Genomic DNA, 18,860 nt, shown 5'->3' with positions numbered 1-18,860 from the left:
GCCCGCCGTCCCGCCGCGACCCGCACGCCTGCGCGCACCCCGGCTCCGGCCGAGCCGACCGGCGAGCGCCCCTACCAGCCGGCCGCGGCCGCGCCTGCCTCGAACCAGCCGCGCCAGTCGGTGCAGTAGAGCCCTTTCCTCCCCCTTCGGGGGCATCCGAGGGATAGGGGAGGGGCGCCGGAAGCCGCGGCGAAACCCCTCCGTCGCGGCGCGAACCCGCGCCGCGCCACCTCCCCCGAGGGGGGATTCACTCAGTCGATGTCCTCGTTCAGCAGGCCGACCTTGTCGAAGCCGCTGGCCTTCAGGCCGTTCATCACCGCCATGAAGCGGTCGTAGCGGACCTCCGGCTGGGCGCGGATGAAGACGCGCTCCGCCCGGCAGGCGTCGCCCGCGCCGGTCGCCGCGCAGACGTCGGCGGCCAGCCGGTCCATGTCGGTCTCCCGGTCGGCGAGGAACAGGCGTCCGTCTTCCTGGACGCTGACATAGACCGGGTCTTTCGCCTCGGCCCCGACCGGCGGGGCCTTCGGCGGCGGCAGGTCCAGTCGCAGCGACACCGTCGCGATCGGCGCCGCGACCATGAAGATGATCAGCAGCACCAGCATGATGTCGACGAACGGGGTGACGTTGATGTCGGCGTTCTGTTCGACGGTGGCTCCGCCCTGTCCGGCGGATCCTGAAACTCTCGCACCCATGGTCAATCCTCCCTGTCTCCCGGCGCGTCGGTGCGCCGGCAAGGTCAAGCTGGCGAGGCGCGACGGGCGATTTCAGGGCGGGAAGGGGGCATGAAAAAGGGCCGCCTCCCGAAGGAGACGGCCCTGATCCTTGCGAACCGGCGAGACGCCTATTCGATGTCTTCGTTCAGCAGGCCGACCTTGTAGAAGCCGTTGCCCTGCAGGGTGTTCATGACTTCCATGAACTGGTTGTAGGTCACTTCGGCCTGGGCGCGGACGAAGACGCGCTCCTCGCGGCAGTTCGGAGCGTCCAGGGCGGCGCAGACGTCGGCCGGCAGGCGGTCCAGCGAGGTCTCGCGCTCGGCGATGTACAGGTCGCCGCCTTCCTGGATCGACACATAGACCGGATCCTTCTTCGGCGTGCCAGGGGGCGGCGGAACCGCCGGCGGCAGGTCGAGGCGGATCGAAACGGTGGCCATCGGGGCCGCGACCATGAAGATGATCAGCAGCACCAGCATGATGTCGACGAACGGGGTGACGTTGATGTCAGCGTTCTGTTCGATCGTGCCGGCCTTGCTGCCCGGACCGGAAAGTTTGGCGCCCATAGGTGGGTGTCTCCATCAGGCCCGGCGCATTCCGCGGCGAGCGTCACTGAAAGCTTCGGTTCGTCTCTTGGCGTCCCGGAACCGGCTTGTAAAGCGGCTTCGACGTCATCGAGGTTCCGAAGCGCCGTCAGACGCTCCGAATACGCCTGAAAGGCGAACCGTCTCAGCCCTTCGCGAGCTTGAGGAACCGGTCCTTCAGCGCCGCGTCGGTCTTGAAGACCCCAGTGAAACGCGTCGTGATGGTCGAAACGTGGCGATGGTGCACGCCGCGGGTCGTCATGCACTGATGTTCGGCGTCGATCAGAATCGCCACGCCCTGCGGCGCAAGGCTTGATTCGATGGCGTCGGCGATCTGGTTGGTCAGCACTTCCTGGGTCTGCAGGCGCCGCGCGTAAATCTCGACGACACGCGCCAGCTTGGAGATGCCGACCACCTTCTCGTTCGGAATGTAGGCGACATAGGCCTTGCCGATGAACGGGGCCATGTGGTGCTCGCAGTGGCTCTCCACCTCGATGTCGCGCAGCAGGACCATGTCCTCATAGCCCTGTACGTCCTCGAAGATGCGGCCCAGTTCCTTGGCCGGATCGGCGTCATAGCCGTCGAACCATTCGCCATAGGCGTCCACGACGCGCTTGGGCGTGTCCTTCAGGCCCGGACGGTCCGGATTGTCGCCGGCCCAGGCCAGCAGGGTGCGCACGGCCTTCAGGGCCTCTTCGCGCGACGGGCGCTGAACCTGATCGTTGTCGCTGGCCAGGACGGGGGTGACGGTCATTCTCTCAACTCAAGCGGCGAAGTAGCGCCGGAACGAAGGTCCCGGATGGACGCGCGCCGCTCTCCCTTTATAGACCTCGTGTGCTGTTCGCACGCGCGGCAGCACGGCTATATGGGGCGGACTGTCCGTCCTGCAAGAAAACTCAAGGCCATCGCCTCACTATGCCGCTGACGATCCACGACACCCTGCACCGCGAAAAGCGCGTGTTCACGCCGCGAGACGAGAACCGGGTGACGCTCTACGTCTGCGGCCCGACGGTCTACGACTTCGCCCATATCGGCAATGCCCGCCCGCCGGTCGTCTTCGACGTCCTGGTCCGCCTGCTGCGCCGGACCTACGGCGCGGACAAGGTGATCTACGCCCGCAACGTCACCGACGTGGACGACAAGATCAATCAGAAGGCCTTCAGGGAAGGCGTGCCGATCAGCGAGATCACCGCCCGCTACGAGGCCGCCTATCTGGAGGACATGGGGCGTCTGAACGTCTCGCCCCCGGACATCGCGCCGCACGTCACCGACCATATGGACGCGATCGTCGCCCAGATCCGGGCGATCATCGACCACGGCTGCGCCTACGCCGCGGAGGGCCACGTCCTGTTCGACGTCTCCTCCTACGAGACCTACGGCAAGCTCTCGGGCCGCAATCTGGACGACATGATCGCCGGCGCCCGCGTCGAGGTGGCCCCCTACAAGAAGAACCCGCACGACTTCGTCCTGTGGAAGCCGTCGAAGGAAAACGAGCCGTCCTGGCCCTCGCCCTGGGGCGACGGCCGTCCGGGCTGGCATATCGAGTGCTCGGCCATGATCGAGGCCAACCTCGGCCTGCCCATCGACATCCACGGCGGCGGCATCGATCTGGTCTTCCCGCACCATGAGAACGAGATCGCCCAGGGCGTCTGCGCCCGTGGTCACGCTCATGGGGAAGAGGCTCACGCCGAATACGCCCGCTACTGGATGCACAACGGCTTCCTGACGCTGGACGGCGAGAAGATGTCCAAGTCGCTGGGCAACATCCTGCTGCCCCACGCCCTGCTGGAGCGCCTGCCGGGCGAGGTGATCCGCTGGGCGCTGCTATCGGCCCACTACCGCCAGCCGCTGGACTGGAACGAGGGCCTGCTGGAACAGAGCCGCAAATCGCTGGACCGCCTCTACGGCGCCCTGCACCGCGCGGCGTCCATCGAGGCCGGACCGGACGAGCTGCCGGCCGACTTCCTGAAGGCCATCGAGGACGATCTGAACACCCCCGGCGCCATGGCCGCGCTGTTCGCCCTCTCCAGTGAGATCGAGCGCGGCATGACCGCCGGTGATCACGCCGCCGTCGCGACCGCCAAGGGCCGGCTGCTGGCCTGCGCCGCCGTACTGGGCGTACTTCAGAACGACCCGGCGGGCTGGCTGGAAGGGGAGGTGTCCGACGACCTCCGCACCGAGGTCGAGGCCTTGCTGGATCAGCGCGCCGCCGCTCGCACAGCCAGGGACTGGCCCGAGGCCGATCGCATCCGCGACCGCCTGAACGCGCTGAACGTCGTCGTCATGGACGGACCGCAAGGCGCGACCTGGCGGGTGAAAACCTAAGTCCTTCTCCCCTTGAGGGAGAAGGTGGCGCGCGGAGCGCGTCGGATGAGGGGGATTGCCTGACGCCAGGCACGAAAGATGAGGGGTGAGGCCGCCTTACCCCTCATCCGTCAGGCTTTGCCTGCCACCTTCTCCCTCAAGGGGAGAAGGAAAGCGGTCAGGTAATCCGCTTCACGCTCACCGGATCGCTGGCCGGGAAGGTTTCCTCGATCCCTTCGTCGACCAGGGCTTCCTGCCGGTCCTCGGCGTCGTACTGACTGTCCGCCATCTGGTCGGGCTTGCCCTTCACGGGGCGGGCGCGCTTGGCGTGCGGCGCGTCGCTGTCGCAGTCTTCCCGACCGCGGTTGTGGTGCTCGGATTGAGCCGTCATCGTCTCTCTCCTCAGGTTGCGGGGTGGTCGTCTTCGTCGTCCGGGCCGTAGCCCAGGTCCTCGATGTCGTCGTCGGACAGGCGTTTGGCTTCCCAGTGGGCGGCGCTGGCCTGGGCGCCGCGCGAGTTTCGCATCAGCCCCGAATAGACCAGCTCCACCTCGTCCGGGCCCTGCAGCCCGGCGCTCTCGGAATCGATTTCCGACAGACGGCGACCGTCGACGCCCAGCAGGGAATCGGCCTCGGCCTCGATCCCGGCGGCGCCCATGGAGTCCTCGATCTCGTCCAGATCGTCCTCGTCGAAATCGGTGTCGTCGGCGTCGCCGTCAGCCTGGGTCACATCCAGGACGGGGTCGGCCTCGTCCAGCAGGAAGTCACCGTCCCCCTCGTCGTCGAGGTGGGTTTCGTCATAGACTTCAGACTGTTCCTGGTCGTCCCTGTAGTCGTCGAGTTCGGGCATCTTCGCCTCCCTGTGTCTCAGGGAGAGAACGCGACCGGTCAGGCGGCGTTCCAGCCGTCCGCCACGACACGGTCCAGCGCCGCCCGCATCCGTTCGATCACCTCGGGCCAGCCGTTGACGGCCTTGCGCACGAAGATCCTGGTCTCGGGATAGAAGACGTAGTGGTCCGTGGTCATCAGGTGCCAGTCGTCCTGCGCCGCCACCATCCAGGTCCGCGCGCCGGTCGCCGCGGCGATGTTTGTCCCGGCGATCCCCGGCCCCAGCACCACGTCACAGGCCAGCGACAGGGCGGCCACGTCCTCGAGGTCGTCCTTCAGATTGATCGGCGGGGTCCAGATATAGACGCCCGCCGCCTCGGCCGCCTCCAGGTCGGCGGACACGTCGCCGCACTGCAGGTTCACCATCACGCAGCCCGGGGCCCGCAGGATCGGTTCCCAAAGCTGGAACCCGGCGGCGAAGAAGGCCGCGCGCGCGCCGGTCATCACCAGACTCTTCCAGTGCAGGCCGACCTTCAGTCCCTCGGGCAGCCTGGCCAGCTCACCCTTCCAGTACTCGACCTTCTCGGGGGAGGGGATGATGTAGGGGCGCGGTCCGGGGAAGCTCTCGAGCGTCGGCCGGTAGATTGCCATCAGGCTGGCCAGCGGGATCCAGCCGTCCAGCCGGCCCTCGGCGTCGGCGATCTCCTCGGCGAACGGAATATAGCGGGTCAGCCGGCCCTCGAGACGCACGGCGCGGTGCCCGCCCACGATCACCTGCGGGAAGGCGCGCTGGAACAGGCCGACCATCCGCTGCTCGACCGCCAGATAGACCTGCCCGTCCGGCCCGACGGCCTCGATAAGGTCCGGCAGGCAGTTCGAGAAGACCAGTTCGTCCGCGATCCCCTGTTCGCCGACGACCAGAAGCCGCTTGCCCGCCGGGGCGACCGTCGCCGGGTCCCAGCGCGGCGCGTCCACCGCCACCTGCATCGCATCGGGCAGGTTGGGGTCCAGCCGGACCTCATAGGCCTCGAACCCGTCCGGGATCTGCGCCAGCCCCATCTTCATCAGGGCCAGGGCCATGTTCATCATGGCGACCTCGTAGCCGGTCTCGGCGCCCGGCATGGCGGCGGCCATGTCCTCCATCGCGCCTTCGATGTCGCCCAGGGGGCGACGCACATTGGCGCGGTTGTAGCGGGCCTTGGCGAAGGTCGGGTCCAGCCGCAGCGCCTCCTCGAAGAAGGTCAGGGCCTCGTCCAGCCGTCCCTCGTCGTTCAGCACCGTGCCCAGGGTGTTCCACAGCACCGCATTGCCGCTCTCGATCTGCAGCATCGGCCGCAGCAGTTCGATCGCGTCGCCGTAGCGGTTCTGGTCGCGCAGCACGCAGGCCAGGTTGTTGATCGCCTCGACGTGGCCGGGGTTGGCCGCGAGGAATTTCACCAGCAGCTTCTCGGCGATGTCGAGATAACCCAGCCGCTGCGCCAGCCGGCCCAGGTCGTGGGCGATGTCGTTCTCGTCCGGCACCAGTTTCAGCGCCGCCTCATAGGCGTGGATGGCCGGCCCGAACTGGTTCAGCTTCTCCTGGCAGATGGCCAGGACGTGCCAGCCGACCCCCAGGGTCTCGTCCAGCTTCAGCGCCTCCAGTGCGCGCTGGTTCGCCTTTTCGAAGTCGCCGACGCGAATGGCCGCGACCGACAGCTTCAGCGTCTCGATCGCCTTGCGCTGGGCCTTGGCGGATCGGGGCGCCGCGAGCGATCGCGACAGCTTGCGGATGGCGTCCGGCGAAGCGGCGTCCCCGGCCAGGCCCTGGGACCCGGGAGCCGGGGCGTGGGCGGCGGTGTCGTCAATCATCTCGGCTGCGGACATGGGCGGGCTCGGGCGATTCTGCGGAACGCGGGGCGATTAGGGGATATGACGCTGCGCCCTCACAAGAGATGGTTAACCACGTCTGTTTAGCCTGCGTTGGTTCCCGGTTTTCTAGAACTGCATGCCGGGCCGAAGGGAAAGACGCCCACCATGCCGTTGAAGCTGTCGCTCAAGCCGGGCGAGAAATTCGTCCTGAACGGGGCCGTCGTCCAGAACGGCGACCGTCGTGGCGTTCTGATCCTTCAGAACAAGGCCAGCGTCCTGCGCGAGAAGGACATCATGCAGCAGGCGGAGGCCGACACCCCCGCCAAGCGCATCTATTTCCCGGTCATGATGATGTACCTGGACGAGGCCTCGGCCCCGAAGGTGTACGACGAGTTCGCCCTGCGCCTGACCGAATTCATGGGCGCGTCGCGCAATCCGGATGTGCTCGCGGAATGCGTTTCGGCCTCCCGGCACGTGATGGCCCGGGAATATTACAAGGCCCTGATGTCGGCCCGCAAACTGGTGGATTACGAGGAAGGTCTGGCGAATGTCGCTTCAGGCGTACAAGACCGCAGCGACGCGGTCTGAGACCCCACGCGAGGCGGAATACCGGCTGTTCGGGCAGGTGACCCGGGCGCTGATGCACGCCGCCACGGTGGACCCGTCCGACATCAAGACCCGGATCGACGCGCTCGACTGGAACCGCCGCCTGTGGTCGGCGCTGGCGACCGACTGTTCGGACCCGGGCAACGCCATGGCCATGCCCCTGCGCGCCCAGATCATCTCGATCAGCCTCTTTGTCGGGCGTCATTCCTCGGCGGTCATGCGCGGCGAGGATGATTTCGAGATCCTGATCGAGATCAACAAGTCGATCATGCAGGGCCTCGCCGGGCCCGGCCAGCAGGCGGCCTGACGTCATCCACTCCCGATGGAAGAGGACCTGGGCGCCCGCGAGCGGGACGAGTGGCTTTGCGACCCGGAGCGCGGCGCCTGGCAGTCCGAAAGTGAGGGCGATCGTCGCCCGACGTAGCCGCTTCATCCATGCCGACGGAATCGGCCGACCCTGATCCTACGGGGCTTCGCCCGCCGCCTTCTTTCATCGGAAGAAGGACGCGCCGACGCCCGGCCAAACTTGCCCACCGGCAATCCTGGCGCTCCATCTTTCCAAATAAATCAGTTCCTTAGCGCGGCCCGATCCTTGCGAGGGCGTGCGCGAACCAGAACCGGTTCTACGGCCAGAAGGCCGTTCACAACCGACCAGAATGGAAGGAACTACCCGATGGTTATGTCGGTCAACACGAACGTGGGCGCTCAAGTGGCGCTCCAGAACCTGAACGCGACCAACGCCCAGCTGGCGACGACCCAGAGCCGCATCAACACCGGCCTGAAGATTTCGTCGGCAAAGGATAACGGGGCTATCTGGGCTATCGCTCAGGGCCAACGTGCCGACATCGGGGCGCTGAACGCGGTGAAACAGTCACTCGACCGCGGCATCGCCGCGACCGATGTGGCGATGGCGGCGGGCGAGACGGTCTCCGACCTCTTGCTGCAGATGAAGGAGAAGGCTCTCGCGGCGACGGATGCGTCGCTCAAGACTGCGGCCCGCGCCGCCCTGAACGAGGACTTCAAGGCCCTCCGCGACCAGATCGCCTCGGTGACCAGCAACGCGACCTTCAACGGCGTGAACCTGCTGGAGACCGGCGCCGCCGGCTTTACGGCTCTGGCCAATGCGGAAGGCACCGCGACCCTCACGGTCCCGGCTGAAGTCATGGCTCTGGGCAGCACCACGGTCACCGTCGCGACGACGCAATCGATCGACACCCTGACCAAGGCGCAGGCGTCCCTGACGGCCGTCAACGCCTCCATCGACAACGTGTCCGGCGCCCTGGCGCGTCTGGGCACCAAGTCGACGGCGCTGGCCACCCACCTGACGTTCGTCGGAAAGCTGTCCGACACGCTGGAATCGGGGGTCGGTAATCTGGTCGACGCCGATCTGGCGAAGGAAAGCGCCAAGCTCCAGGCCCTGCAGACGAAGCAGCAGCTGGGGGTGCAGGCCCTGTCCATCGCCAACCAGACGCCGCAGCTGGTCCTGTCGCTGTTCCAGTAATCACACCAGGTTCTCGCAGGCGCCGGGGAGGGAGACCTCTCCGGCGTCTCGCGTTTCCGGCCCTAGGTGAACAGGCCGGTGAAGGCGTGCCAAACGTCAGACGGCAGGGTGACCAGCCAGTCCCAGACCGGCAGCAGATAGGGCGACACCCAGGCCCAGGCCAGCCAGATGATGACGCCGGCGGTCGCCACCAGTCCGACCGCGCACCAGGCGATCCCCACCGCCACGCCGTCCCGCTGCAGCAGACCGAAGCCGAACATCGACATGATGAAGGAGGGGATGAAATTGCCGCCCGGGATCGGCAGCATCAGGACGATGGCCAGCAGGACGATCGCCGCCCCGATAAGGATCTCCGCCAGTTCGCTCGTCATCACCGACAGGCGGGGGCGGGCCAGCCGCTCCACCTTGCGCAGGGGCGGCAGCACCCGCGCCACGGCGTCTCGGTAGGCGGACCGCTCGATGGCCCGCTTCATCAGCCAGCGTGGCATCCACAGCTGGTCTCGCCGGGTCACCAGTTGAATGCCGATCAGCAGCATCGGCGCGCCCAGCACCGTCGTCGTGCCCGGCACCGCGCCGAACACCATGTTCAGCAGGCCGAAGAAGAGCAATGTCGCGCCGAAGCCGCGCTCCCCGAAGGCGTTGATCAGCTCCCCGACATAGAGGTGCGGGTCATCCTTGCGCCCGATGTCCTCGATCACCTGCGAGAACGGGCGGGTGTCGGCCTGATAGTCGTAGTCGGGCATATCGGCTGACAGAGGTTCCAGTCGCGGGATTGAAGCACTGATCTAGGCGGCGCCTGACCGTTTCGCCACTTAAGAAACGTCCATGCGACATCGGGCGTTCAGAACAGGTGGGCGAACCAGCCCAGCCCATGCTCCACGGCGGCCACGATCAGGGCCCAGGCCAGGAACAGCACCGCCACCGTGGCGGCGGTCAACAGCCAGCCGAGGATCACCGCCAGCCCGTCGCGCTGCATGACGCCCAGCGCGAAAAAGCCGATCGCCACGGCCGGCAACAGGTTGCCGCCCCACACCGGCAGCACCAGCACCACCGACAGGAAGACACAGGCCAGGCCGGCCAGCCCCTGCCCCAGACCGCCGGTCAGGAAATAGAGGCGCGGCCTGGCCAGTCTCTCGGTCGCCCGCAGGGGCTTGCGGAAACGCCCGCTCAGCCTGCGGAAGGTCGCGCGGTCGACGGAGATCCGCTCCAGCCAGCGCGGGATCCACAGACTGTCCCGCCCCAGCGCCAGCTCCATCGACAGCAGCAACAGCGGCGCGCCCGTCAGCGTCGTCCCGCCCGGCGGCCAGGGCAGCATGTTCAGCAGGGCGAAGAAGAACATCACCGGCCCGAAGGCCCGGTCCCCGAAAGCCTCGACGACCTCGCCCAGGCACAGCTTCCGCTCCGCCCGCGCGCCCAGCGTCTCCACCACGTCCGAAAACGCGCGCGGCCGCCCGGTGGAGGTCTCGGTCAGGGTCATGGGTTACACCTCTACCGTCATCCTCGGGCTTGACCCGAGGATCAGACGTCGTGCGCCTGCGCCTCTCCGGCGACGCACAGTCAGCGGAACATCCGGCCCTCGGGTCAAGCCCGAGGGTGACGATGTTAATTTGATCTCACGTGCTCCGGCTTTCCCTTGCGCTTCGTGTGCGCCAGGTCCTCGAGCTGGGTCTCGGTCATCGACTTGACCATCGATTTCGACGCCCCCTTCAGCTTCGATTTCGGCGTCTCGCCCCGCTTGGCGGACAGGGCGGCCCCGGCGGCCTTCTGCTGGGCGGCGGATACGGCGGGCATGGGCGGGCTCCTCTGGTCCAGAGAACAGAAAGCCGGCGGCCCTCGCCCCGGTTCCGTTAGCCATGTCACGCCACCCGACCTTAACGGGCGGTCCTCCACACGCGGAGCATGAACAAGATCGATCTGCTCATTCTCGCCGGCGCCGGCGCCATCGCCGCGGCGGCTGGCGGTCTCTGGTTCAACCATACGCAGGCGTCGGCCGTCGACGTGACCAAACTGGCCGATGGGCGGGAGGTCCGGGTCGCTTACCCGGAAGGACGCGCGCAGGGTGCGACGGCTCGCATCATGGTCGACGATCCGAGGGCGGCCGTTGACCCGGTCACTCAGGCCTTCCTCGACAGCGCGCGCCGGTTGCAGGCTCAGCCTTGCAGCACCTCGGCGAAATCCGCCTACCTCGCGGCGTTGCGCGCCCATCTCCGGAAGGGCCAGCAGACGGTGGATTCCGTCAGGGGCGGAACGGAAGAGGCTCAGTTCGCGGCGGTCATGTCCGCCATGTCGTCCGCCAACCAGGAAGCTCTCGAAGTCGCGGAGCGCATGCAGGACGACGGATTCATCTGGCGCCGGGAGCACCAGAACGTCCTGCGCGCCGTCGCGCCTGAATTCTATCGCGGCCCGGGTCCGGAGGATGAGCAGGAGAGCACGCCCGGCGGCCGGACCCCAGCCTGTGAACGGTCCCGCGAGGGCTAGAGCCGGACCCTAGCCCAGCAGCTCGCGCCCGATCAGGAAGCGCCGGATCTCGTTCGTCCCCGCGCCGATGTCGTACAGCTTGGCGTCGCGGACCAGCCGCTCGACCGGCCATTCTTTCGTGTAGCCGGCGCCGCCCAGGGCCTGCACGGCCTCCAGCGACACCTTTACCGCGTTCTCCGACGCCAGCAGGATCGCGCCCGCCGCATCGTAACGGGTGGTCTTGCCCGCGTCGCAGGCGCGCGCCACCGCATAGACGTAGGCGCGGGCGCTGTTCAGGGCCACGTACATGTCGGCGACCTTGGCCTGCATCAGCTGGAACGAGCCGATGGCCTTGCCGAACTGCTTGCGGTCGCGGACGTAGGGCAGGACCACGTCCAGCGCCGCCTGCATGATGCCCAGCGGGCCGCCCGACAGCACGGTGCGCTCATAGTCGAGGCCGCTCATCAGCACCCCGGCGCCGCCGCCGACCGGCCCCATGACGTTCTCTTCCGGGACCTCGCAGTCCTCGAAGACCAGCTCGGCCGTGTCCGACCCGCGCATGCCCATCTTGTCCAGCTTCTTGGAGACGCTGAAGCCCTTCATCCCCTTCTCGATCAGGAAGGTGGTGACGCCGCCCGAGCCTTCGCCCGTGCGCGCATAGACCACCAGGGTGTCGGCGGTGGGGGAGTTGGTGATCCAGAATTTGGTGCCGTTCAGGACGTAGCGGTCGCCCTTCTTCTCGGCGCGGGTGCGCATCGACATCACGTCCGAGCCCGATCCGGCCTCCGACATGGCCAGCGAGCCCAGATGCTCGCCCGAGATCAACTTGGGCAGATACTTCTGCTTCTGCTCCGGGGTGCCCCAGCGGCGGATCTGGTTGACGCACAGGTTGGAGTGGGCGCCGTAGCTCAGGCCGATCGAGGCCGAGGCGCGGGACACCTCCTCCATCGCCACCACGTGTTCCAGATAGCCCAGTCCGAGACCGCCATACTCTTCCTCGACGGTGATCCCGTGCAGGCCCAGCTCGCCCATCTCGGGCCACAGGTCGCGGGCGAACTCGTTCTTCTCGTCGATCTCGGCGGCGCGCGGCGCCAGCTTGTCGGCGGCCCAGCGGGCGGTGGTGTCGCGGATGGCGTCAGCGGTCTCGCCGAGGCCGAATTCCATGGATTGGGGCGCGAAGGGAATGCTCATGCAAGGCGAGGTAGCCCATTCCTCCCCGGAGCGAAAGCGACGGGGAGGGGGACCGCCCGTCGCCGAAGGCGAAGGGGTGGTGGAGGGGCTGCCTCCGCCGCACGGTGCAGGCGAAGGCCTCAGGGCGAAGACCCGCCTCAGCCCTTGTCGCCGTCCCGTTTCCCCGCCTTGCGGTACAGGTTCCAGGCCGAGACGCCGACGCAGATCACGCCGATCAGGGCCAGGACCCAGGCGATCACGGTGAAATCGTCCAGCGGCGACCGGTCCGTCATCGCCTTGCGGAAGGCGGCGGCCGAGGCGGCGCAGGAAAACAGGCCCAGCCCGCCCATGATCATGTAGGGACCGGTCTCGATCCAGTCGAAGCGACGCGGCGAGGCGGGCTCCACCTCGTGGCGCAGGACGGCCAGCGGGGGCTCGTCCTCGAACAGGACGGTCTCCTCCGCCTCCGTCGCCGGCGCGCGCTGTTCGGCGCTCCACACCGGGCGTTCAGCCTCGGCGAAGTCGGCCTCGACCGCCGGAGTCAGCTCCAGCGGCGGGAACGGCGAGGCCGTCGGCGCGAACACCGGCATCTCCAGCGGCGCTTCCGGCGCGGCGGGCAGGGGCGCGATCGGATGGGCGAAGGCGGGCGGCGGGCTGTCGAGCGGCTCTTCTGCCGCCGGAGCTTCCGCCGGCGCGTCGGCGGCCTCCGCCCCGATCGTCCCGGTTCCGGTTTCCGGGATCGGCTCGGGCGTCGGTTCAGGCGTCGGTTCGGGCGCGCCATCCGCCGCGGGCGCGTCCACGGCCGGTTGCGGCGCCGGCGCGGCGCTCGGGAAGCCCGGCAGGGGGCCGACGATCATCGCCGAATAAGGCGAATAGCGGTGCAGGAAGGCCGAGGCCGGCGGAGCGGAGACGTCGGTCACCGTCTGCGGCGCCCAGACGGACGGCAGGGGCAGGTGCGTCGGCGCGGTCCCGGGCGTCTCGCCCGCGACCTCTGCCGCAGGCGCGTCATCGACCGTCTCCGGCGTCGCCGTCTCGCCCAGCAGGGAGGCCACGGCCTCGGCCCGGCTCAGAGGCGCGGCGTCGGTCGCGTCGCCCGCATCGGGCGCGTCCGGAGCCGGCGTGTCCTCCACGGGGGGCGTCGCGGGCGTCTCTTCGACGATCGCCGGCGGGGGCAGGGGAGCGGCCAGCAGATCGGCCAGCAGGACCGGCGCGGCCGGGTCGGCCACGAACAGCGCCCGCTCGGCCGCCCGGCGGCGCAGGGCCGCATCGGCCGCGATCGCGACCGGCCAGCCCATCAGGGCGTCGGCGGCCTCGCCCGACTGTCCGGCATTGATCCGGTTCAGCACGTCCGAGGCCAGGAAGCGGTCCACGCCCACCGACACGGCGAAACTCGCCAGGGCGTCGAACTGGTGCTGGTTCAGCTCGGGTTCGACCTGCTCGTTCAGGGCCCTGGCGACCGGGATCAGGTCGTATTGCAGCAGCAGTTCGGCGTCCTGCTCCCCGACCGTCAGGCCCTCGCGCGCCGAGGCCGTGTGGCCGTAGCCGATCACCCAGCGGCCGTCCTCGCGCTGCACGGCGCGCGGCCGGAAGCTCTCGAAGCTCTTGATGAGCACGATCCCGGCGCGGGAGATCTTCAGACGGGGCCTGTTGGGTTCAAGCACAGGGGTGTTCCAGATCGGGACGAACGCTTTCTCTCACGGGAAGGTCCCGCAAGAGCCGCGCCGCTCACGCCGTCATCAGAGCAGGACGAGGGTCGCGAGGCCGAGGAAGATCAGGAAACCGAAGAAATCGGTCGTCGCCGTGACAAACACGGCCGAGGACACCGCCGGGTCGAATTTGAACTTCGACAGGGTCAGGGGCGTCAGCACCCCGATGGTCGCCGCCACCAGCAGATTCAGCACCATGGCCGCCGCGATCACCAGCCCGATCCGCCAGTCCTCGTCGCGGAACCAGAAGGCGGTCGCCAGACCGATCAGGGGCGCCAGCACCAGCCCGTTGGCCAGGCCGACCACCAGCTCCCGCCAGAAGGTCCGGGGGGCGTTCGAGCTGTTCAGCTCGCGCGTCGCCAGCGCGCGCACGGTCACGGTCAGGGCCTGCGTCCCGGCATTGCCGCCGATGGCCGAAACGATGGGCATCAGCACCGCCAGGGCCACGATCGCCTGGATCGTGCCCTCGAACCAGCCGATGACGCTGGCGCCCAGGGTGGCGGTGGCCAGGTTGATCGCCAGCCAGGGCACCCGGCTGCGCACGATCTCGGGCACGGACGAGCCGCGGTCCTCGTCGGCCACACCGGCCAGACGCAGGATGTCCTCGCGGTTTTCTTCCTGGATGATGTTGACGATGTCATCGACGGTGATCTGCCCGACCAGACGGCCCGCCGCATCGATGACCGGCGCCGAGATCAGGTGATACTTTTCGAAGATATAGGCGACCTCTTCCTGGTCCTGGTCGACGGTGATCTCGTTCACCGGCTCCATGATGTCGGTCAGGGTCGTGGCGCGCGGGCTGCGCAGCAGCTGGCTGACCGCCACCCCGCCGATCGGGCGGTTCACCGGGTCGACCACATAGATGTCGAAGAACAGCTCGGGCAGTTCCTCGCCCTGCTTGCGGATGTGGTCGATGGTGTCGCCGACGTTCCAGAACTGCGGCGCGGCCATCACCTCGCGCTGCATCAGGCGTCCGGCGGAGTCTTCCGCATGGCCCAGCGAGCTTTCGATCGCCGCGCGATCGACCTCGGGCATGGCGGCCAGCACCTTCTCGCGCTGGTCGTCCTCCAGATCCTCCACGACCGCCGCGGCGTCGTCGGAGTCCAGCTCCTGCAGGGCCTCGGCCAGCGTCCCGTGCGGGACGCGCTCCAGCACCTCTTCCCGGATGCCGTCGTCCAGCTCGGGCAGGGTCTCGGCCAGCAGGTCCGGCGGCAGCCACAGGGTCACCACCGAGCGGTGCTCGGCGGTCAGGAAGCCCATCAGGTCGGCCACGTCGGCCGGGTGCAGGTCTTCCAGCAGCGAGCGCAGCTTCAGCCCGTCGCCGTCGTCCGCGGCGTCGACCACCTTCTCGACGAAGCCGGGCGTCAGGACGTAGTCCTCGTCCAGGGCGATGTGTTCGATGTCGTCCTCAGGCGGAAGGGGGGCGGTTGCGGTGGTGCTCACGCTGCGGCCTCCCTCAGTGTTTCAAACCAGCCTTGGCCGATGATTCGCCTTGAAAAGTTCGGGCGCCGCTGCGGGCGTCCGGGGTGTCAGACGTCTGTCCACCATGGCCTCGCCACGGTCAAGACGACCGAAGCCGTTTCCGGGCGAAAGCGTCAGTCTGTCCTGGAGGGAGACCGGAAGTCACGCCGACCGGGCGAGGCCGGGTCGGCGTGACTTTCGAGAGGGTCAGGCCGCGCGGGCGATCCCGGCAGGCCCTGTTCCGATGTGTCGTCCTGCGAACCCCGAAGGGTGAAGCAGGACTGGTGCGGTCGAGAAGACTCGAACTTCCACGGGTTGCCCCACAGCGACCTCAACGCTGCGCGTCTACCAATTCCGCCACGACCGCTCGCATCGGAGGGCGGCTGATAGCGGAGGTCGCGGGGAAAGGGAAGGGGGCGCCGGAACCGGCAATGAAAGAAGACGTTTTTGCAGCCCGCGGGGCGCTGTTGAGGATCGAAAATGTCCAGACTTCTTCCACTGGCCGTCGTACTGGCCATGAGCGTCGCGCCGGCCGCGCTGGCGCAGGACCACGGCCGCGGCGGCGGCCACGATAACGGCAAGGGCGGCGGACGCGGCGCGGCCGCGGATCGCGGCCAGGATCACGGCCAGGCTCACGGGCGCGGCAATGGAAACGGAAACGGCAACGGAAACGCCGGGCGCGGCGACGATCGCGCGCGGCCCATGCCCGTGCAGGCCCAGCCGTCGCGTCCCGACCGGGGACCGGACCGGGCCGACAACAACGGTCGGGGTCAGGGCCGCGGGCCGGACCGGGCCGTTCCGGTTCCCGTGCCCATGCCGGTCCCGGGGCGCGCCGACGCCGACCGCATCGTGCGTGAGGTGGTCCGGCTTGAGCCCCGTCGCGACAGCGGTCTGATCGCCGGCTGCCCGCCGGGCCTCGCCCGCAAGAACAACGGCTGCCTGCCCCCGGGTCAGGCCCGCCGGATCGAGGCCGAGCGCCGCGCCCGCTACGACTATGTGTGGGACCGTTGGGCCCGCGACGGCTACCGCTATCGCTATGACGACGGCTATCTGTACCGGATGAACAACTCGGGCGGCCTGCTGGGCTGGCTGCCGGTGCTCGGCGGCGCCCTGTCGACCGGTTCGGTGTGGCCGACCCAGTACAGCTACCAGCCGGCGCCGACCTACTTCACCGACTACTACCGCCTGCCGGACCGCTATGATTACCGGTACGCCGACGGCGTCCTCTACGGCGTGGACCGCCAGAACAACGGCATCAGCCAGATCGCCGCGCTCCTGACCGGCCAGCAGTGGAACGTCGGCCAGGCCATGCCCTCGGGCTACGACATCTACAACGTCCCGTACGACTACCGCGCCCGGTACTACGACACCCCGGACCGCTGGTACCGCTACAACGACGGCTATGTGTACCAGGTCGATCCGACGACCCGGCTCGTGCAGGCCGTAATCCAGCTTCTGGCCTGACGGAGAGCCGACCATGAACACGACCCTGATCTGGGCCGCCGCCGCGGCCCTGACGCTGGCCGCCTGCGGTCGCAGCGAGCCCGCCGCGGACGCCGGTGTGGCCGAACCGTCCAGCCGGACCCTCGCCGCCAGTCTGGACGACAACGACGATCTCGACTCCCTGGAGGCGGTGGTCGAGGCGGCGGGCCTGCAGACCGTGCTTGAGGGCGTCGGCCCCTACACGATCTTCGCGCCGACCGACGCCGCCTTCACCGCCGTCGGCGGAGCGCCCGGCGAGGACGAGAAGGCCCAGGGCGCGACCCTGGTCCGCGCCCACATCGTCCCGGGCGTGGTCACCCGCGCCGACATCTCCGCCGCCCTCGACCGCGCCGCCGACGGCAAGGTCACCCTGCGCACGATGGACGACGGGGTCCTGACCTTCACCCGCGAGGGCCAGACCATCCGCGCCACCGCCGCCGACGGCGCCGCCGCCGCCCTCACCGGCACGGAAACCGCGGCCTCGAACGGCGTGATCCAGCCGATCGACGGGGTGCTGGTGAAGGGGGGATAGGGATCAGGCCGTAGGGAGCAGGCGGCAGCCCTGCTTGCCCGGATGCGCCTGGAGCTTGCCGATCCGGCCTTTCAACATCCGGCCGATTTCCTCGGTCTGCTCGAGGAGCGGCTGGATGGCGCCCGCATTGGTGATTTCGACGCGCTCCGGCAGGATCAGGTGGGGCTCCGGTTCCTTGAGCGAGCCTTGGGCGATCCGGAGGAAGTTGACGTAGGCCTGTTTGGAGGCTCGTCCGTAACCCTCTGCGATGTTCGCTGCGATAGATGCCGCTGCACGTCTGCTTTGAGAGGTCAGACCGAACAGCTCGTCACGGGGATAGCCTCGGGTCAGGGCATAGGTTGCGGCAGCGACATCCATGGCGCGCTGCCAGACAATCAGATCGCGATAGCTCGGGACTTCGGACAATCCGCTTCCTCCCCGGGGAACGCGCCGTATCCTAATTCCTACTCCCTAATTCCTACTCCCGGCGCTACGCCGCCCCGGCCATAAAGTCATACACATCCGCCGGCCGGGTCACGGTGATCGCGATGCGGTCGTCGCGGATCTCGATCTCGCCGCGGGCGACGGGGTGGTTGTTGGCCAGGATCCAGACCTCGTCATGCTCCGAGGCGTCCAGCGGGATGACCGCGCCGCGGCCCATCTTCAGCAGCTGACTCATGGGCAGCACGGAGCGCCCCAGGACGACCGAGATCTCGACATCGACGGACTCGATCTGGCTCATGGGGGACTCGGATACTGGAAGGGACTGTTCGGCGAAGTCTTGCATGGGGCTAACGATCCCCACATTGGGGGCGTCATGCTTTCCCAGTCCTTAAGCGAGCTGTCCGCAAAACTCCGGCGTCCCGACGGTCGGGCCGTCGAATGGCGCGTCGCCGACGGCTATGTCGACTACCCCGAGGCCGTGGCCTTCATGGAGGCCCGCGCCGCCGCCATCGCGGCCGGCGAAGCCGACGAGCTGATCTGGCTGCTGGAGCATCCGCCGCTCTACACGGCGGGCGTTTCGTCGAAGGACGACGACCTGCTCGACGCCGGCCGCTTCCCCGTCCACCGCAGCGGGCGCGGCGGCCAGTTCACCTACCACGGCCCCGGCCAGCGCGTGGCCTATGTCATGCTCGACCTGAACCACCGCGGCCGCGACATCCGCGCCTTCGTGCGCGGGCTGGAACAGTGGATCATCGGCGCCCTGGCCGAGTTCAACGTCCCCGCCGATGTCCGCGACGGCCGCGTCGGCGTCTGGGTCGAACGCAAGGGTCCCGGCTGGTCCCGCGAGGACAAGATCGCCGCCATCGGCGTCAAGGTCCGCAAATGGGTCAGCTTCCACGGCATCAGCCTGAACGTCGAACCCGACCTCACCCACTTCGGCGGCATTGTCCCCTGCGGCATCCAGGAACACGGCGTCACCAGCCTGGTCGATCTCGGCGTGCCCGCGACGATGGACGAAGCCGATGAGGCGCTGAAGGTGAGCTTCAGGCGGGTGTTCGGGGATGTAGGGTAGGGGACGCCCCCGGGGGCGGGTGGCCCCGACCGCAGGTCGAGAGGCCCCGCCGGCGCGCGCCGGCGGGGCCTCCTGACCATCGCCATGCAATGTGGATCAGTCGTCGCGACGGGCGCTCGCGCCGCCCGACACACCGGCCGAGGCCGACGCGCCGTTCCGGTCGGCCGAGGCGGAGCC

The 18,860-nt window shown here is 68.4% G+C and carries 22 protein-coding genes and 1 tRNA gene; 8 read left to right on the top strand and 15 right to left on the bottom strand.

What is annotated here, in order from left to right:
• Nucleotides 1-251: 251 nt before the first annotated feature.
• The 3 genes from ACLQ7T_RS14740 to folE all read right to left on the bottom strand — a co-directional run bounded on the left by ACLQ7T_RS14740 (nucleotide 252) and on the right by folE (nucleotide 2,048).
• A complete protein-coding gene (locus ACLQ7T_RS14740) occupies nucleotides 252-692 on the bottom strand; it encodes an ExbD/TolR family protein (protein ID WP_420480091.1) in 441 nt (146 codons plus the stop codon).
• Nucleotides 693-841: 149 nt separating this feature from the next.
• Complete coding sequence (locus ACLQ7T_RS14735; RefSeq protein WP_420480090.1) at nucleotides 842-1,276, bottom strand: biopolymer transporter ExbD; 435 nt, start codon at nucleotides 1,274-1,276, stop codon at nucleotides 842-844.
• Nucleotides 1,277-1,439: 163 nt separating this feature from the next.
• Nucleotides 1,440-2,048 carry a GTP cyclohydrolase I FolE gene (gene folE / locus ACLQ7T_RS14730; RefSeq protein WP_420472458.1) on the bottom strand — a complete coding sequence of 203 codons (609 nt, stop codon included), beginning with the start codon at nucleotides 2,046-2,048 and terminating at the stop codon, nucleotides 1,440-1,442.
• Between the two features lie 161 nt (nucleotides 2,049-2,209).
• Here folE and cysS point away from each other — a divergent pair, with 161 nt between their 5' ends.
• Nucleotides 2,210-3,619 carry a cysteine--tRNA ligase gene (cysS, locus tag ACLQ7T_RS14725; RefSeq protein WP_420480089.1) on the top strand — a complete coding sequence of 470 codons (1,410 nt, stop codon included), beginning with the start codon at nucleotides 2,210-2,212 and terminating at the stop codon, nucleotides 3,617-3,619.
• Between the two features lie 157 nt (nucleotides 3,620-3,776).
• Here the strand turns inward: cysS and ACLQ7T_RS14720 are convergent, their stop codons facing one another.
• Genes ACLQ7T_RS14720 through ACLQ7T_RS14710 form a run of 3 tightly spaced genes read right to left on the bottom strand, consistent with a single transcriptional unit; the run spans nucleotide 3,777 to nucleotide 6,288 of the window.
• Entirely contained in the window at nucleotides 3,777-3,989 is a 213-nt protein-coding gene (locus ACLQ7T_RS14720; RefSeq protein ID WP_420480088.1) for a hypothetical protein, read from the bottom strand.
• An 11-nt stretch (nucleotides 3,990-4,000) separates the two neighbouring features.
• Nucleotides 4,001-4,447: a hypothetical protein gene (locus tag ACLQ7T_RS14715; protein WP_420480087.1), complete on the bottom strand. Its 447-nt coding sequence runs from the start codon at nucleotides 4,445-4,447 to the stop codon at nucleotides 4,001-4,003.
• 38 nt (nucleotides 4,448-4,485) lie between these two features.
• Nucleotides 4,486-6,288: a tetratricopeptide repeat protein gene (locus tag ACLQ7T_RS14710; protein ID WP_420480086.1), complete on the bottom strand. Its 1,803-nt coding sequence runs from the start codon at nucleotides 6,286-6,288 to the stop codon at nucleotides 4,486-4,488.
• Between the two features lie 150 nt (nucleotides 6,289-6,438).
• On the opposite strand from ACLQ7T_RS14710, the gene flbT reads away from it, so the two are divergent.
• The 3 genes from flbT (at nucleotide 6,439) to ACLQ7T_RS14695 (ending at nucleotide 8,380) form a co-directional block, all read left to right on the top strand.
• The gene (flbT, locus tag ACLQ7T_RS14705; RefSeq protein WP_420480085.1) at nucleotides 6,439-6,861 is read left to right on the top strand and encodes a flagellar biosynthesis repressor FlbT; all 423 of its coding nucleotides are present in this window, start codon (nucleotides 6,439-6,441) and stop codon (nucleotides 6,859-6,861) included.
• Nucleotides 6,821-7,186, top strand: a complete 366-nt coding sequence (gene flaF, locus ACLQ7T_RS14700; RefSeq protein ID WP_420480084.1) for a flagellar biosynthesis regulator FlaF — start codon at nucleotides 6,821-6,823, stop codon at nucleotides 7,184-7,186. Before flbT ends, flaF begins: the two co-directional genes overlap by 41 nt.
• A gap of 366 nt (nucleotides 7,187-7,552) precedes the next feature.
• Nucleotides 7,553-8,380, top strand: coding sequence for a flagellin (locus ACLQ7T_RS14695; protein ID WP_420480083.1), 828 nt, complete (start codon nucleotides 7,553-7,555; stop codon nucleotides 8,378-8,380).
• Between the two features lie 62 nt (nucleotides 8,381-8,442).
• Here the strand turns inward: ACLQ7T_RS14695 and ACLQ7T_RS14690 are convergent, their stop codons facing one another.
• The 3 genes from ACLQ7T_RS14690 to ACLQ7T_RS14680 all read right to left on the bottom strand — a co-directional run bounded on the left by ACLQ7T_RS14690 (nucleotide 8,443) and on the right by ACLQ7T_RS14680 (nucleotide 10,171).
• Nucleotides 8,443-9,123, bottom strand: coding sequence for an exopolysaccharide biosynthesis protein (locus ACLQ7T_RS14690; protein WP_420480082.1), 681 nt, complete (start codon nucleotides 9,121-9,123; stop codon nucleotides 8,443-8,445).
• Between the two features lie 98 nt (nucleotides 9,124-9,221).
• Nucleotides 9,222-9,857, bottom strand: coding sequence for an exopolysaccharide biosynthesis protein (locus ACLQ7T_RS14685; protein ID WP_420480081.1), 636 nt, complete (start codon nucleotides 9,855-9,857; stop codon nucleotides 9,222-9,224).
• 125 nt (nucleotides 9,858-9,982) lie between these two features.
• Nucleotides 9,983-10,171: a DUF3008 family protein gene (locus ACLQ7T_RS14680; RefSeq protein WP_420480080.1), complete on the bottom strand. Its 189-nt coding sequence runs from the start codon at nucleotides 10,169-10,171 to the stop codon at nucleotides 9,983-9,985.
• A 108-nt stretch (nucleotides 10,172-10,279) separates the two neighbouring features.
• Between ACLQ7T_RS14680 and ACLQ7T_RS14675 the strand changes: the two genes are divergently transcribed.
• Nucleotides 10,280-10,858: a hypothetical protein gene (locus ACLQ7T_RS14675; RefSeq protein WP_420480079.1), complete on the top strand. Its 579-nt coding sequence runs from the start codon at nucleotides 10,280-10,282 to the stop codon at nucleotides 10,856-10,858.
• Nucleotides 10,859-10,867: 9 nt separating this feature from the next.
• Here ACLQ7T_RS14675 and ACLQ7T_RS14670 read toward each other — a convergent pair whose 3' ends face one another.
• The 4 genes from ACLQ7T_RS14670 to ACLQ7T_RS14655 all read right to left on the bottom strand — a co-directional run bounded on the left by ACLQ7T_RS14670 (nucleotide 10,868) and on the right by ACLQ7T_RS14655 (nucleotide 15,541).
• On the bottom strand, nucleotides 10,868-12,028 hold the full coding sequence (locus ACLQ7T_RS14670) for an isovaleryl-CoA dehydrogenase (RefSeq protein WP_420480078.1): 1,161 nt from the start codon (nucleotides 12,026-12,028) through the stop codon (nucleotides 10,868-10,870).
• Between the two features lie 137 nt (nucleotides 12,029-12,165).
• Nucleotides 12,166-13,668 (bottom strand): lysozyme, encoded by a 1,503-nt coding sequence (locus ACLQ7T_RS14665; protein WP_420480077.1) that lies wholly within the window; start codon nucleotides 13,666-13,668, stop codon nucleotides 12,166-12,168.
• A 75-nt stretch (nucleotides 13,669-13,743) separates the two neighbouring features.
• A complete protein-coding gene (mgtE, locus tag ACLQ7T_RS14660; protein ID WP_420480076.1) occupies nucleotides 13,744-15,156 on the bottom strand; it encodes a magnesium transporter in 1,413 nt (470 codons plus the stop codon).
• 300 nt (nucleotides 15,157-15,456) lie between these two features.
• Nucleotides 15,457-15,541 (bottom strand) — tRNA-Leu (locus ACLQ7T_RS14655).
• A 113-nt stretch (nucleotides 15,542-15,654) separates the two neighbouring features.
• On the opposite strand from ACLQ7T_RS14655, the gene ACLQ7T_RS14650 reads away from it, so the two are divergent.
• A complete protein-coding gene (locus ACLQ7T_RS14650; RefSeq protein WP_420480075.1) occupies nucleotides 15,655-16,638 on the top strand; it encodes a hypothetical protein in 984 nt (327 codons plus the stop codon).
• Between the two features lie 13 nt (nucleotides 16,639-16,651).
• Nucleotides 16,652-17,188 (top strand): fasciclin domain-containing protein, encoded by a 537-nt coding sequence (locus tag ACLQ7T_RS14645; protein ID WP_420480074.1) that lies wholly within the window; start codon nucleotides 16,652-16,654, stop codon nucleotides 17,186-17,188.
• Nucleotides 17,189-17,191: 3 nt separating this feature from the next.
• On the opposite strand, the gene ACLQ7T_RS14640 is transcribed toward ACLQ7T_RS14645, so the two are convergent.
• Nucleotides 17,192-17,593, bottom strand: a complete 402-nt coding sequence (locus ACLQ7T_RS14640) for a four helix bundle protein (protein WP_420480073.1) — start codon at nucleotides 17,591-17,593, stop codon at nucleotides 17,192-17,194.
• Nucleotides 17,594-17,657: 64 nt separating this feature from the next.
• Entirely contained in the window at nucleotides 17,658-17,954 is a 297-nt protein-coding gene (locus ACLQ7T_RS14635) for a FliM/FliN family flagellar motor switch protein (protein WP_420480072.1), read from the bottom strand.
• Nucleotides 17,955-17,984: 30 nt separating this feature from the next.
• Here ACLQ7T_RS14635 and lipB point away from each other — a divergent pair, with 30 nt between their 5' ends.
• On the top strand, nucleotides 17,985-18,683 hold the full coding sequence (gene lipB, locus ACLQ7T_RS14630) for a lipoyl(octanoyl) transferase LipB (RefSeq protein WP_420480071.1): 699 nt from the start codon (nucleotides 17,985-17,987) through the stop codon (nucleotides 18,681-18,683).
• Nucleotides 18,684-18,860: the final 177 nt, after the last annotated feature.

The sequence above is a fragment of the Brevundimonas sediminis genome, from assembly GCF_048799765.1.
Taxonomy (GTDB): domain Bacteria; phylum Pseudomonadota; class Alphaproteobacteria; order Caulobacterales; family Caulobacteraceae; genus Brevundimonas.
Note: the sequence above shows the minus strand (reverse complement) of the source record. Positions and strands in the feature narration are given on the sequence as shown.